This window comes from Streptomyces sp. HUAS YS2 (genome assembly GCF_033343995.1).
Classification (GTDB): Bacteria; Actinomycetota; Actinomycetes; order Streptomycetales; family Streptomycetaceae; genus Streptomyces; species Streptomyces solicathayae.
In genome coordinates, this window is the sequence record NZ_CP137573.1 from 4,540,002 (window position 1) to 4,552,777 (window position 12,776).

The 12,776-nt window shown below is 71.2% G+C and carries 15 protein-coding genes; 5 read left to right on the forward strand and 10 right to left on the reverse strand.

Annotation, left to right across the window (positions count from 1 at the left end; all coding sequences use genetic code 11):
- The first annotated feature begins 130 nt into the window (after positions 1-130).
- A complete protein-coding gene (locus R2D22_RS21065) occupies positions 131-1,363 on the forward strand; it encodes an MFS transporter (protein WP_411977054.1) in 1,233 nt (410 codons plus the stop codon).
- 402 nt (positions 1,364-1,765) lie between these two features.
- On the opposite strand, the gene R2D22_RS21070 is transcribed toward R2D22_RS21065, so the two are convergent.
- Both R2D22_RS21070 and R2D22_RS21075 read right to left on the reverse strand, forming a co-directional pair.
- Positions 1,766-2,497, reverse strand: coding sequence for a hypothetical protein (locus tag R2D22_RS21070; protein ID WP_318105907.1), 732 nt, complete (start codon positions 2,495-2,497; stop codon positions 1,766-1,768).
- Between the two features lie 229 nt (positions 2,498-2,726).
- The gene (locus tag R2D22_RS21075) at positions 2,727-3,047 is read right to left on the reverse strand and encodes an immunity 53 family protein (RefSeq protein ID WP_318105909.1); all 321 of its coding nucleotides are present in this window, start codon (positions 3,045-3,047) and stop codon (positions 2,727-2,729) included.
- 263 nt (positions 3,048-3,310) lie between these two features.
- Between R2D22_RS21075 and R2D22_RS21080 the strand changes: the two genes are divergently transcribed.
- The 3 genes from R2D22_RS21080 (at position 3,311) to R2D22_RS21090 (ending at position 4,946) form a co-directional block, all read left to right on the forward strand.
- Positions 3,311-3,715: an SgcJ/EcaC family oxidoreductase gene (locus R2D22_RS21080; protein ID WP_318105911.1), complete on the forward strand. Its 405-nt coding sequence runs from the start codon at positions 3,311-3,313 to the stop codon at positions 3,713-3,715.
- A 65-nt stretch (positions 3,716-3,780) separates the two neighbouring features.
- The gene (locus R2D22_RS21085) at positions 3,781-4,320 is read left to right on the forward strand and encodes a hypothetical protein (RefSeq protein WP_318105912.1); all 540 of its coding nucleotides are present in this window, start codon (positions 3,781-3,783) and stop codon (positions 4,318-4,320) included.
- 35 nt (positions 4,321-4,355) lie between these two features.
- The gene (locus tag R2D22_RS21090) at positions 4,356-4,946 is read left to right on the forward strand and encodes a GNAT family N-acetyltransferase (RefSeq protein ID WP_318105915.1); all 591 of its coding nucleotides are present in this window, start codon (positions 4,356-4,358) and stop codon (positions 4,944-4,946) included.
- Here the strand turns inward: R2D22_RS21090 and R2D22_RS21095 are convergent.
- Positions 4,936-5,535, reverse strand: coding sequence for an SMI1/KNR4 family protein (locus tag R2D22_RS21095; protein ID WP_318105918.1), 600 nt, complete (start codon positions 5,533-5,535; stop codon positions 4,936-4,938). The genes R2D22_RS21090 and R2D22_RS21095 overlap by 11 nt on opposite strands.
- Positions 5,536-5,539: 4 nt before the next feature.
- Complete coding sequence (locus R2D22_RS21100; protein WP_318105921.1) at positions 5,540-5,932, reverse strand: winged helix-turn-helix transcriptional regulator; 393 nt, start codon at positions 5,930-5,932, stop codon at positions 5,540-5,542.
- Between the two features lie 163 nt (positions 5,933-6,095).
- Here R2D22_RS21100 and R2D22_RS21105 point away from each other — a divergent pair, with 163 nt between their 5' ends.
- Positions 6,096-6,974, forward strand: a complete 879-nt coding sequence (locus R2D22_RS21105) for an NAD(P)-dependent oxidoreductase (RefSeq protein WP_318105925.1) — start codon at positions 6,096-6,098, stop codon at positions 6,972-6,974.
- Between the two features lie 114 nt (positions 6,975-7,088).
- Here the strand turns inward: R2D22_RS21105 and R2D22_RS21110 are convergent, their stop codons facing one another.
- The 6 genes from R2D22_RS21110 to R2D22_RS21135 form a co-directional block, all read right to left on the reverse strand.
- On the reverse strand, positions 7,089-7,739 hold the full coding sequence (locus tag R2D22_RS21110; protein WP_318105928.1) for a hypothetical protein: 651 nt from the start codon (positions 7,737-7,739) through the stop codon (positions 7,089-7,091).
- A 43-nt stretch (positions 7,740-7,782) separates the two neighbouring features.
- Positions 7,783-8,226, reverse strand: coding sequence for a subtilase-type protease inhibitor (locus R2D22_RS21115; protein ID WP_318105930.1), 444 nt, complete (start codon positions 8,224-8,226; stop codon positions 7,783-7,785).
- 312 nt (positions 8,227-8,538) lie between these two features.
- Positions 8,539-9,033 carry a phospholipase gene (locus tag R2D22_RS21120; RefSeq protein ID WP_318105932.1) on the reverse strand — a complete coding sequence of 165 codons (495 nt, stop codon included), beginning with the start codon at positions 9,031-9,033 and terminating at the stop codon, positions 8,539-8,541.
- A 270-nt stretch (positions 9,034-9,303) separates the two neighbouring features.
- Positions 9,304-10,887: a transporter gene (locus R2D22_RS21125; protein ID WP_318105935.1), complete on the reverse strand. Its 1,584-nt coding sequence runs from the start codon at positions 10,885-10,887 to the stop codon at positions 9,304-9,306.
- Entirely contained in the window at positions 10,884-11,798 is a 915-nt protein-coding gene (locus R2D22_RS21130) for an ABC transporter ATP-binding protein (RefSeq protein ID WP_318105937.1), read from the reverse strand. The genes R2D22_RS21125 and R2D22_RS21130 overlap by 4 nt, the downstream gene beginning before the upstream one ends.
- Positions 11,799-11,855: 57 nt before the next feature.
- Entirely contained in the window at positions 11,856-12,521 is a 666-nt protein-coding gene (locus R2D22_RS21135) for a bifunctional DNA primase/polymerase (RefSeq protein ID WP_318105939.1), read from the reverse strand.
- Positions 12,522-12,776 lie beyond the last annotated feature (255 nt).

Sequence of the window (12,776 nt, forward strand, 5' to 3'; positions counted from 1 at the left end):
GTCCGGCCGTCCGGCCGTCCGGCCGTCCTGCCGTGCGACCTACATGTCGCATTTGTGCCAGACCCTGACCGTGGACGACTGCTGAACTCGGGCGTATTGCCACTGGCGTCATGACGACAGGACAGGAACCATGCCCGCATTGACCACCCCCGCCGACGGCGCCACTTCCACCGATCCCACCGGCAACCTTGCTGCCGCCGCTCCGTCGCCGGTGATCGGCTGGCTCGCCGTCGTCTCCGTGATGATGGGGATCTTCTCCATCGTCACCACCGAGATCCTGCCGATCGGCCTGCTGACACCCATCGGCGACACCTTCGGTGTCTCGGACGGTACGGCCGGCCTGATGATGACCCTGCCCGGGATCCTCGCCGCCGTCGCCGCGCCCACCGTGACCGTCGCGACCGGGCGGGTGGATCGGCGCGTCATGCTCTGCGTTCTGATGCTGGTGCTCGCGTCGGCGGACCTCCTCGCGGCGGTCGCACCCTCCTACTGGGTCATGCTGGTCTCACGGGTCCTGGTCGGACTCGTCATCGGCGGCTTCTGGTCGATCGCCGCGGGCCTCGCCTCCCGGCTGGTGCCCGAGGGGCAGGTCGGTGCGGCGACCGCGGTGATCTTCTCCGCCGTCCCGCTCGGTTCCGTGCTCGGTGTGCCCGCCGGGGTCTTCCTCGGAAATCTCGCGGGATGGCGGACGGCCTTCGTCGCCATGGGAATCCTGACGCTGGCCGTGTTCGCCGCCCTCGTCGTGCTGCTGCCCCCGCTGCCGCCGCGGGGTGTCACCCGACTCTCCGTACTGCGGGACCTGCTCGGCGCCACCCGGATCCGGGTGGGGCTGTTCGTGACCTTCCTGATCGTGATGGCGCACTTCGGCACGTACACGTATGTCACCCCGTTCCTGGAGGACGTGACGCAAGCCGGCCCTGAGTTCATCACCGCATCCCTGCTGGCGTACGGCGTCGCCGGGATCGTCGGCAACTTCGTCGCGGGCACGACGGCGAGGCGCGCGCTGCGCGCGACGTTCACCGCCGCCGCGGGCATGCTCGCGACGGCGACGCTCCTGCTGCCGGTCATCGGCACGGGGAAGCCCGGCGCGATCGTGCTGCTGGTGGTCTGGGGGCTCGCGTACGGCGCGGTGCCGGTCTGTTCCCAGACATGGTTCCTGACGTCGGCACCGCAGGCACAGGAGGCGGCGTCCGTGCTCTTCACGTCGTCGTTCCAGGCGACCTTGTCCCTCGGCGCACTGGCGGGCGGGGCGGTGGTGGACTCCACCTCGACGTCTGCGGCGATGACGCTGGGCGGGCTGGCCGCGATCCTCATGATGGTGACGGTGCGGGTTTTCAGCAGGGCGCTGAGGCAGCTCAGTTGAGCCGTGTTGGGTGCGGGCCGGGGTGAGGCGCTAGGGGTGGACGGTCTTGCCCGCTTCTGGTGGGGCCGCCCTCTTTCCGAGTGTGGCGTGCTCCGGTGCCGCGTCAAGGGCGCTCCTGCGTCGCGTCGCTTCGCGATTTCGCTTCGCTCCACCCTTGACCCACCACCGGAGCACGCCTTTTCACACTCGGAGGGCGGCCCGTGGGGACGGGTCCACGCGGGCGCGCCGTCGTGCGCGGGGGGTGAGGGAGGCGAGTGCGGGTCAGAGCTGCGCGGGCGTTGTATGGGGTGCCCATTTCCGTCTCGGCGGCCGGCCGCCGTCGCGGGGTCGGGCATCATGCCCCGCTGGTCGATGTCCGGTGGGGGTCCGGCCGGGCGCAAGCCACTCCGTAGGGCGCGAGGGCTAAGGCAACGTCAGTACCCACCACTGTCGCAACGTGCGGCGCGTGTGCAGGAAGACGTTCGGACCCCGGCAGACGGGGCGGGCGTAGCGTCTGACAGGGTCACCGTTCGGGAAGACGAGATCTCCGCGGCCGACGACGACTGCTCCCTCGTCCGTCAGTCGGAGGTGGTGGACGACACTCCTTCGTGCACCGGAGTCGATGCGTGGCTCGGTTCCTCCGAGCAGGAGCAGCCGGTTGTCGCGGATCGCGAGGCCGGCGGGGTCCGAGACCGGCAGGTCGCGGATACGGAGTATCCCGCTGGGCCCTGTTTCGACGAGCGGGGCGGCAGGCCAGTACACGGTGTGGGCGGTGGAGCCGGAGACGTTGATGGTGTTCACCTCCGTCACGTGGTGATACGGCGCCGGCGGGCGTAGGGACCAGGCGCGGTTGCCCCTGCTGTCCCAGCGGACCAGCCCGCCCGCGCTGACGTGATCACCGCTGTACACCCCCTCGTCGGCGTACCCGGTCCAAAAGCCGGTCCGGCGGTCCGCGACCAGGTGCGTCAGCCGGGTTCCCAGCGGGAACCGGCGCCGAGAGCGACCGTCCGGGCCGAAGACCTGGCCGGACAATGCGTTCGGTCCCTCGCTGCCGGAGACGACGAACCCGCCGCCCGGAAGGGCGTCGAGAGCAGCCGGGTCCACGGCCACGTCGTGCAGCGACTGTTCCAGGATCCTGCCCCGGTCACTGATCACGACGAGGGCGTCGAAAGGAAGATTCAAGGGTGCCGGGACGTCCCGGCCGGCCCACCTGCGGGGAAATCGGGCATCAGGGCAGATCAGCCAGAGAGCCCGGCCCCACGGATCGATCGTGGAGGCCAGTACTTTCCGCTCGTCGTACTGCCGAGGCAACAGTGCGTGGGAACGCAGTGCCACCTTCGTCAAGAAATCACCTCACGGGCGAAGGAACGCGACCCGTTGATGATCACACACCTGCGCCGGCCCCAGCCTCCGAAGTCCAGGCGCGGAACAGCGTCAGGGCCTCGGTCAGGTTGCCGGGCCCACACGCGATCTGGAACGTCTTCTCTGACGTCCAGGCCATCACCCAGTCATGCTCACCCCGGGTGACCTGCTGCCGGGGGTACTCCCGGTCCTCCAAGTCCGTCTCTTCCAGGCTGATCCTGACGGTCCAGCCCGGGTTGTCGAGCGTGCCGATCGTCACGCCCCATTCGTGCTCCCACTCACCATCGCATTGGGAGGCGTACCAGTGCTGCAACCAGTCAAGGACGTGCTCGGGTTCGGACATGGACGCAGATCTTAAGAGAGACGAGATAGGTCACGGGTGGGGCATTTGTTGTGTCGTGCGACTCGCGAGGCGACGTCCGGGCGTTAATGGCTCTGTTGCGTTCGCGCGGTGCCTTGCGGAGCGACCAGACGCCCCGACTGGAAGGTGCGACTCTCGGAGAGAGGGCGGTCCCACCCGTCTCTCAACGACCCGGCCCACCCCAAGACCCCGAACCTCGGAACGCACTGGATCTCAAGCGCACTTGAGGTTGCAGCATGGTCGGCATGGACACAGACTCCGCGGCCCGCGCCGCAGCCATCGAAGCCATCCGTCAGATCGTCGCCACCGTCGAGCACTCCCAGCAGAACAAGGACCCCGACGAGTTCCTCACCCTCTTCCACCCCGACGCGATCTGGACCACCGCCCACGGCAAGGTGCTCATCGGCCTCGACGCGATCTCCGAGTTCACCCGCAAGGTGCTCCCCGCGGCCGAGTGGGACGGCAAGGTCACCTACGAGGTGGCCCACGTGCTCTTCATCCGCCCCGACGTCGCGGCCGTCAAGGTCCGTCAGCGGTACCTGTCCCCGGACGACGAGAGCGAAGGCGCCCCGCTGTACGTGATGTCCCAGCAGGACGACGGCCGTTGGCTGCTGACCGCCTGCCAGAACACGGGCGTCGTCGCCGGCTGATCGACGCGGCCGTCGCGCGGCCGCCGCCGGCCGGAGGTGTCAGTGCCCGCCCCTACGATCAGCGCATGTCCGACGCCTTCACCGTCCTGTGGACCCACGACACCTGCCGTGCCCTGCGCAAGGCGGGCCGCGTGGGCGAGCGGCCGCCGGTCGCCTTCAGCGGCCTTCATTCCTCCCTGCCCGCGTGGATAGGTGCTGCTCCGGGGGACGACGTGTACGCGCTGCACGTCAACCGGTGCGAGGTGTTCGTCGTCAGCCGGATGCGGATGCTCGACATCGAGCGCCACGACTGCTGCGGCGCCGCCCCCGCAGCATGGGACGACCCCGCGTACCCCGGGCACGGCGACTGGTCGGCCCTCGGCGCCGGCGGCTGCGGCGCCATGGCGGTCCACGTGGACGCGACGCCCGTCCGCTTCGACGTGCCGATCCCCGGCGACCTGCTGTCCCGCCTGACCTGGCGCAACGCCCGGGGCCGGACCCGCGGTCTGAAGTACGTCGTGGACGGCCGCCTCGAGCGCTCGGTCAGTCTCCAGGGCTTCTACCGCCTGACCCCGGAGTCGGCCGACGAGCTGGCGGCTGTCGTGGATGGAGCGGTTCGGGTCTAACAGCCTCGCAACGCGCGCCACGTACCGTGCGGCGCATGAGCGCGAAGGCGAACAGGCACGGGAACGGGAACGGGAACGGGAACGGTGTCGACTCGAACCTGCAGACAGAGGTCCGGTCCGGCACCGAAGACGATCTCGGTGAGCTGACGCGTATCTACAACCACTACGTCCTCGAGACCCCGATCACCTTCGACATCGAGCCGCTCACCGTCGATCAGCGCCGGCCGTGGCTGCTGACCCATCCCGACTCCGGTCCGCACCGGCTCCTTGTGGCAGAGGAGGGCGGAAAGCTCCTCGGCTACGCGACCAGCAGCGCGTTCCGCCCGAAGCAGGCGTACGCGACGTCCGTGGAGACCAGTGTCTACCTGGCGCCCGCACACCCGGGCCGCGGTGTCGGGAGCCTGCTGTACGCCGCGCTCTTCGAGGTGCTGGAGCGTGAGGAGGTCCATGTCGCGCTCGCCGGGATCACCGTTCCCAACGAGGCGTCCCAACGACTCCACGAGCGCTTCGGATTCCGCCCCGCCGGCCGCTTCGAGCAAGTCGGTCGGAAGTTCGGGCAGTTCTGGGACGTTGCCTGGTTCCAGAAGCCGCTGTCCCGAGCGGCGGAGGCGACCGTCACTCGCTGACGGTCCAGGCGTGCAGCCACGCGTGGAGGGGGAGCGTGGTGTGGACGATGCCTCGGTCGAAGCCCCGGCCGTCGTCCTCGTACCGGACGACCGGGCTCTCGGCCGCCTCGTCCAGCGCGACGTACCACGCGGTCGCGCAGCCGCATGCGACCAACTGCAGCCATGTGGGCGGGAGATCGCCCGCTTCCCGCTCCTTCCGGTGGATCTCCACAAGCTCCGCGAGTGGGTGCAGTCCGTAGTCCGGACCGAAGCCCCCGTCCCCCACCTCCGTGTACACGCGTCGCAGCAGCTCGGGCAGGCGGCGACCGATCGCGGCCTCCGCCTGTTCCCATTCCGCGACCGGAACCGGCGGGTGCAGCGGGCCGCGCGAGGCGTCCGCGTAGTACGCGGAGGCCTCCTCGGCGCCCGAGGGCAGGTACGCCACCAGGCCGTCGTCCAGGTAGCTCAGGAACAGGGCCCTGTCCACCACGTCCGCGCCGTACATCCCCTCCAGCCACTCCAGCGGCACTGCCACCTCGTCCCGCCGCCGGGCCGGGTCGTGCGCGCGGCTGCGCAGACCTTCGATCAGTCGGTGCACGTCGCTGCTCATAGAGCTAGCCGACCTCGACGTCGACCTCGACGGCGGTGGGCTCGTCCAGGGTGATCTTCTCCGCGCCGATTCGCCGGATCCGCTCGCCTCCCCATGCCGACAGGGAGGCGAGCGCGGCGTTGAGAGAGATGCCGTGCTCGGTCAGGGAGTACTCGACCTTCGGCGGCACCACCGGGTACACCTCGCGGTCGACCAGGCCGTCCTCCTCCATCTCCCGGAGGTGCTGGACGAGCATCTTCTCGCTCACGCCGGGCAGGCCGCGGCGGAGCTCGGAGAAGCGGCGGGTGCCGTGGTGGTGGAGTTCCCAGAGGATCAGGGACTTCCATTTGCCGGCGACGACGTCCATCGCCGCGTCGATGCCGCAGAAATAGGGTCCTTGTCGCGCCGACGTCGCCATGCGTTCCTCCGGGCTGCACTCCGCGCCGTGCTCCGAGCTGCACTCCGAGCCGTACTTACCTTCTGGTGGGTACCGCACTAATTAGTCCGTACTGGTCAACTCTACTGGCGCTGCCGAGGATTCAGTTGTTGACGCATTCGACGAACGCGACGGAGTTCCGCAGATGACGGAGAACGAAAGCATCCAGGTCAGCCTCCTCGGCCTCGGCGCGATGGGTGCCGCTCTCGCCGAGACGCTTCTCAAGGCCGGCCACACCCCCACCCTCTGGAACCGTTCGCCCGGCAAGGCGGACGCCCTCGTCGCCCTGGGGGCGACGGAGGCCGGTTCGGCCGCCGAGGCCGTCCGGGCGAGTCGGCTGGTGGTCGTGTGCCTCTTCGACCACGACTCGGTGCACGAGGTGCTGGACCCGCTGGTCGGAGATCTGGCCGGGCGGACGCTGGTCAACCTGACGACGACGAAGCCGGAGCACGCGCGGGAGCTGGCCGCGTGGGCGGCCGAGGCGGGGATCACGTACCTCGACGGCGGCATCATGGCGGTGCCGTCCATGATCGGGCAGCCGGGGGCCTCGATCCTCTACAGCGGCTCGGCCGAGGCGTTCCGCGAGCACGAGGCGCTGCTTGATGTGTGGGCGACCAGCACGTACTACGGCGAGGACGCCGGTCTGGCGTCGCTCTACGACTTCGCGCTGCTGTCGGGGATGTACGTGATGTTCGCGGGGTTCCTGCACGGTGCGGCCCTGCTGGCGCCCGCCGGGGTGTCCGCGGGGGAGTTCGCGAAGCTGGCCGCACCGTGGCTGACGGCGATGACCGGCGGCTTCGCGGGGTTCGCCGAGGTCATCGACGGCGGGGACTACACGGTCCCGGGGCAGCAGAGCCTGGAGTTCTCGGACCTCGGGCTGTTCATCGAGGCGAGTGTCGAGCAAGGCGTGAGTGCAGAGCCCATCGCGATGGTGCAGCGGCTCATCCAGCGTCAGGTCGACGCGGGCCATGGTGGGGAGGGGTTCGCCCGGATCTTCGAGAGCATCAGGCGGCCGGCGGCCTGAGCGGTCCGGTCCGGGCCGGATCGGCCAGGTCGCGGCCCGTGCGCGGCATCGCGCGCGAAATGGGCGGCGCGCCGCCAACCGGCTGCCCCGCACCTCCGGTCGGGTCCACTCCGCTCAGGCGGACCCGGCGCCCAGGCGGTGGGCGAGTTCCTCGACCGGGTCCCAGACCGTTCCCGAGGCGAGGCGTTCGACGAGTGTCCTGCTCAGGGGCTCGCCGTCCAGGACGGCCTCGATCGTCGCCGCGTCCACCGGGCGGGAGTAGTAGTGGCTGAGGTCCTCACCGACGGCGGCGGGGGTGAAGAGGGTGAGCGGTTCGAGCATCCAGGCGGTCAGCTCGGCCTCCGCGCCGTCCTGGGGTTCCGGTGCGCCGTGGCGCCAGCCGGTGCCGTCGTGCCCGTGCCACAGCGCGAGCGTGAGGGCGGGGAACTCCGGTTCGTCGTCGTCGAGCTGAGTCAGCGGTACGAGGTCGTCGGGGAGGCCGTCGAGCAGGCCGGGCCAGACGGCCTCCTCGTCGTACGGGCTCAGGGACGACTCGTGGTCGAAGGCGCGGAGGAAGGCCGAGGACCGGCCGAGGAAGACGCGGTAGTCGTCGCCGCCGCCGTTCTCGTACCGGAAGTACTCGAACCCGTCCTCGCCGGCGGCCGCGTAGGCGTACCGCGGCCACCGGGACCCGAAGGCCGCCTCCAGGAGGGTGAGGGTACGGAGCCGCTCGCGGAGCCGGGCCGGCTCGGGCAGGGCGGCGGCGAAGCCGGAGAGCGCAGTCATGGCCCGAGCGTAGAGGGCGCCTCCGACAGTTCTCAGGCGGCCGTCAGAACGCGAAGACCGGGCCGTCCGTCATCGCGGAGCGCAGCTCGCAGGGGTTGGCGTACGTGGCCTGCCAGCTGACGCGCCTGCCCTGCCAGACGCCGTCGCCGGTGATCGTGACCGGCGCCCACTGGCGCGTACATGAGCGGGTGGGGGCGTCCGCGGTCAGGTCCGTGAAGTTGCCGCCGACCGCGCTCAGTTCGGCGCAGGCCGAGGCGGCGGCCGGGTGGCTGCCGCCGTGGGTGGGGGCGCAGGTCAAGGTCACCGCGCGGAGGACCGTGGCGGTCTCCGCGGTCTCGCCGGCGCCGATGGTGAGCACGAGCGAGGACGGCGGGTACAGCCCGGAGGTCGCGGCCTGTGCGATGCCGGAGGTGGCGGTCCCGAGGAGTGCGAGGCCGGTGGCGGTGGCGAGCGCGGTGAGGGCGAACGAGCGGCTGACGTAGCGCACGGAGGTGTCCCCTTCGGAAGTCAGTGCGAGGGTGGTTGATGGCGGACCGGAGTCTTGCCGACGCACAGGGTGATCGCACGTCGCCCGCGCCTTTCCGGCCGCACACCCGCGAAACCCCCCGACCGACTGGTCGTACGGGACTTCGGGGCCCTTCCTGCCTCCAGTGGTTCAACCATTAACGGCCAACTGACCTGCGAGAACGCGAAATTGGTTGCGTATTGGAGGAATCGAATCCGCATCCGGTCGACCGGAAACACACGCCGCCCGCCACGGAATCCTGCTCCGTGACGGGCGGCTGGGGAGGGCGTCGGGTCAGACCGCGGCCTGCGGGGTGGCGGCCCCCTGGGTCTTCGCGACGCCGAGCCACGAAACGGCCTGGTAGTAGTACCAGGCCGTCTTCTCGCACGACGTGCGCTGTTCGGCGGAATAGCCGGCGCAGACGCGCTTCATGTCCTCGTGGAAGGCGTTGTCCAAGCGGGCCTTGTTGGCTTCGAAGGTGCCCGCCGCCTTGTGGTTCCGGTAGCCGAAGTCATGCCGGGCGCAGGCGTTTGAAAAAGGGAATCCGCCCGGGTTGTCGGGGGAGTAACTGCAGTAGTCCGTCGACCAGTCGAAGCCGTGCTCGGCGTACTGGCCCTGGTCGTTCCGGGCGGCGAGCCAGGCGCTCTGGCTGCCCGCGTCGGCCTGGGTCCAGGAGCTGAGGAGTTGTTCCTTGCCCGGGCCTTCGGCCGAGGCCGCGGACGCGGAGAGGAAGGTGGCGGTGAGCGTCAGGGCGACTGCTCCGAAGGGCAGCGCGAATCGACGACGCATGAGGGACCTCCGAATGTGGGGGGTGGAAGCCTTGCGTGTTTGCGGAGCGGCCAGATCCTGTCACCCCGCACGCGTTTCGCGAGGGTGCGGGTACGAAATCCGCGGTGAATTTCTCGTACGCGCGACAGCCCGGAATGCACACTTCCGCAATTCCGTTTCGCGGTACGCGAATTACCCCGCCCCGCCGAACCCGGCCCTACCCCACCCGGCCCTGCCCGGCAGCTGCCGCCCCACCTCGCCCCACCTCACCCCACCCCACCCTGCCCCGTCCTACCCCTTGCTCACCGCCGTCAGGATCTCCGGCAGCCGGCCCGCCGTGCGCGGGGCCGCCATGCGCAGGCCCGCCCACGCGATCAGCGCGCCCCAGGCCGTGCCGAACGGGAGGATCAGCCACAGCCAGTCGCGCCCGCCGGTGAGGTGGAGCGTGATCGTCGCGGCGACGACCGGGGCCGACAGGAGCGCCGCGGCGACCATGCCGCCGAGGATGGAGATCCAGGCCAGCCCGCCCTGGCCCGGCGCGACGTTCTTGTACGCGCTGTCCTGCGGGATCGAGTACGGGAAGTTCGCCGACGCCACCGCGCCCGTCGCGACCATCGCGCCGAGCAGGGCGAACGCCACGCCCAGCGCGTCCGGCAGGGCCGTCCAGTCACCGAGGGCCGCCGCCGTCGCCACCGTCACCAGCGCCGTGTACGGCAGCGTGATCGCGAGCAGCGCCAGGGCCCGCGCCCGTAGCTCCGCGTACGCGTCCTCGGTCGACGCGATCGTCTGCGCCACCATCCAGAACGCCGAGGTGTCCTGGCCGAACTGGTTGTACATCTGGATGCCGAGCATCCCCGACGCGAAGCACGCGAAGTAGATCGTGCCCGTTCCCTGCAGGGCGTTGAAGAGGGGGACGATCGCGCCGATCGCCAGCGACGTCACCCACGCCGCCTTCGTCTTCGGGTCCCGCCACACGTACCGCAGGCTGCGCTGCATGACCGCGCCCGTACGGCCCTCCCAGCCGCCCGCGCCTCCGGTCGTCCCCCGTACCCCCGCCGCCTCGATCGTGGAGCCGTCCGGCGCGGTCATCAGCTTCACCAGGCTCGCCCGCCACCAGAGCAGCAGCGCCCACAGGGCCGCCCCGGCGAGCAGCAGGCCCGCCGCGGCCCTCCCGTACGCGCCCTCGCTCGCCGCGTCGACGGCCGCGATCGCCGAGGCCGGCGGGACCCAGCCGACGACGTCGGCGACCGGGTCCAGGACCGACAGGCTGCCCGCCTGTCCCAGGCGCTGCGCGCCGAAGTTGACCACCTGGATGCCGACCGCGATCAGCAGGCCGCTGAGGACCGCCAGGTCGCGGCCCTTGCGCGAGGTCAGCAGCCGGATGTTGGCCGCCGCGACCGCCCGCGACAGCGCCACGCAGCACAGGACCGTCAGCGGCACCGCGAGCACCGCGGCCAGCACCCCCGCGGCGCCGTGGGCGAGCGCCAGCGCGCCGCCGAGAGCGAGGCAGAACGTGAACAGCGGGCCGATCCCGACGAGCGAGGCCACGAGCAGCGCCCGCACCAGTGGTCGGGGCTGCAGCGGCAGCATCACCAGCCGGGACGGGTCCAGCGTCTCGTCGCCGCTCGGCACGAACAACGGCATCACCGCCCAGCCGAGCGCCAGCAGCGCGGTCAGGAGTACCGCGATCGTGTCGACGTCCGCGCTGCCGCGCATCAGGACGAAGGCGAGCAGGAGCGCCGCCGCGACGAGCAGCGCCGCGGCCAGTGAGACGGCAAACGCGGTGGCCCGGCCGGCGGACTGCCGGAGTCCGTTGCGCAGCAGCGCCCACTTGAGGCGTACGAAGACGGGCGTCAGGCCCTCCGCGGCACTCACCGGCCGCCGCCCGCCGTGCCGCGCGCCCCACCGCCGGTCGCACCGCCCGCCGTACCGCCCGTCCGGTTGCCGCCCGCCGCGCCGCCCGTCCCGCCGCCCAGCCAGTCCAGCGTCGTCCCCGCGTCCCGCCCGTTCGCGCCGACCAGTTCGAGGAACGCGGCCTGCAGCGACGGCGCCTCGCCCCGTACGTCCTCCAGGGGGCCGTGGGCGCGGATCTGCCCCGCGGCCATCACGGCGACCCAGTCGCACAGCGACTCGACGAGCTCCATCACATGACTGGAGAACACGACCGTCGCTCCCGAGCCGGTGTACCGCTCCAGGACGCCGCGGATGGTCTGCGCGGAGACCGGGTCGACGCCCTCGAACGGCTCGTCCAGGAACAGGACCTCGGGGTTGTGCAGCAGCGCCGCCGCGAGACCGATCTTCTTGCGCATGCCGGTCGAGTAGTCGACGACGAGCTTGTGCTGCGCGCCCGCGAGGTCGAGAACGTCGAGCAGCTGGGCGGCGCGCCGGTCGACCTCGTCGCCGGGCAGCCCCCGCAGCCGCCCGGTGTACGCGAGGAGTTCGCGGCCCGACAGCCGCTCGAAGAGCCGCAGGCCCTCCGGCAGGATGCCGATCCGGGCCTTCACCGCGGCCGGGTCCTGCCACACGTCGTGGCCGGCGACCTCGACCCGGCCGTGGTCGGGCCGGAGCAGACCGGTCGCCATCGAGAGGGTGGTGGTCTTGCCGGCGCCGTTGGGGCCGACCAGGCCGATGAACCGGCCCGCGGGCAGCGTGAGATCGACGCCGGCGACGGCGATCTGCTGCCCGAACCGCTTCCACAGTCCCTCGATGCGGACGGCGGGCGGCACGCCCCCGGAGGGGCCGCCGCCCGCCGTCTCGAAGCCTTCCACGGTTGTCGGGTCGGGCATGGCGCACAGCCTCTCGGTCGTCCCCGTCGGTCCGGGACAACCTTAGGCCGAGCGCCCTCAGGAACGCCGGGCGCGCGCCGCCGCCGCCTCGCGCCCGCAGGCGTACGCGAGCGGGCTGATCAGCTCCTCGGCATCCGGCAGCCAGCGGTTGGCCGGGGTGGGCCGGCGGGCCCACTGGACCGCGCCGCTGCCGCCGACCCGGGTGGGCGGGGCGGCGACGTAGTGGCCCTCGCCGCGGGCGACCAGGTCGAGGGAGCTGGGCACCCAGCCGAGCTTGCGCACCAGGTCGGGGACCTTCGCGGCGGCGCCGGGCAGCACGAAGAACATCATGCGGCGGTCGGGGGTGCAGGTGACCGGGCCGAGGGTGAGTTCCATCCGCTCCATGCGGGCGAGGGCGAGGAAGCCGGCCGACTCGGGCACGTCGAGGACGTCGAAGGTGCGGCCGGTCGGCAGCAGGATCGAGGCCTTGGGCTGCTTGCCCCAGATCCGGCGCGCCGCAACGGCGCTGCCGGTGGCCTGCGTCGCCCAGTCCGGTCTGGCCGGGTGCGCTCCGGGCGCGGCGCAGTCGGCGGCGCCGCACGAGCACCGCTCGGCGCCCTCCACCGCCTCCAGCCAGGTGCCGGGGAACACGTCCCAGTGCCGCTCTTCCGCATACCGCACGGCACTGTCCAGCAGCTGTTCGCCGCGCTGCTTGGGGATCTGTGCGGCTTCCGTGACTCCCATGGTCTCTTCCACGCCCCTCTCAACTCCCGCCGCCACCTGGGGTTACGGGCGTCACGGTGAGCGGCCTGGCGCATCGATCCTGCATGCGGGGCGCATGGGTGCACGGGCGGGGGCGCGCATGGGGCCGGGGAGCGGCGGGTGGGTAGCCAGAGTCGGGGGGCGTCGACGCGCACGCCATGGTCGATGCGTCCGGTTTCGCGTGTTCACATCGGCATTGACCGGATATCTGCCGGGCAGTGATCAGTTCAATGATCA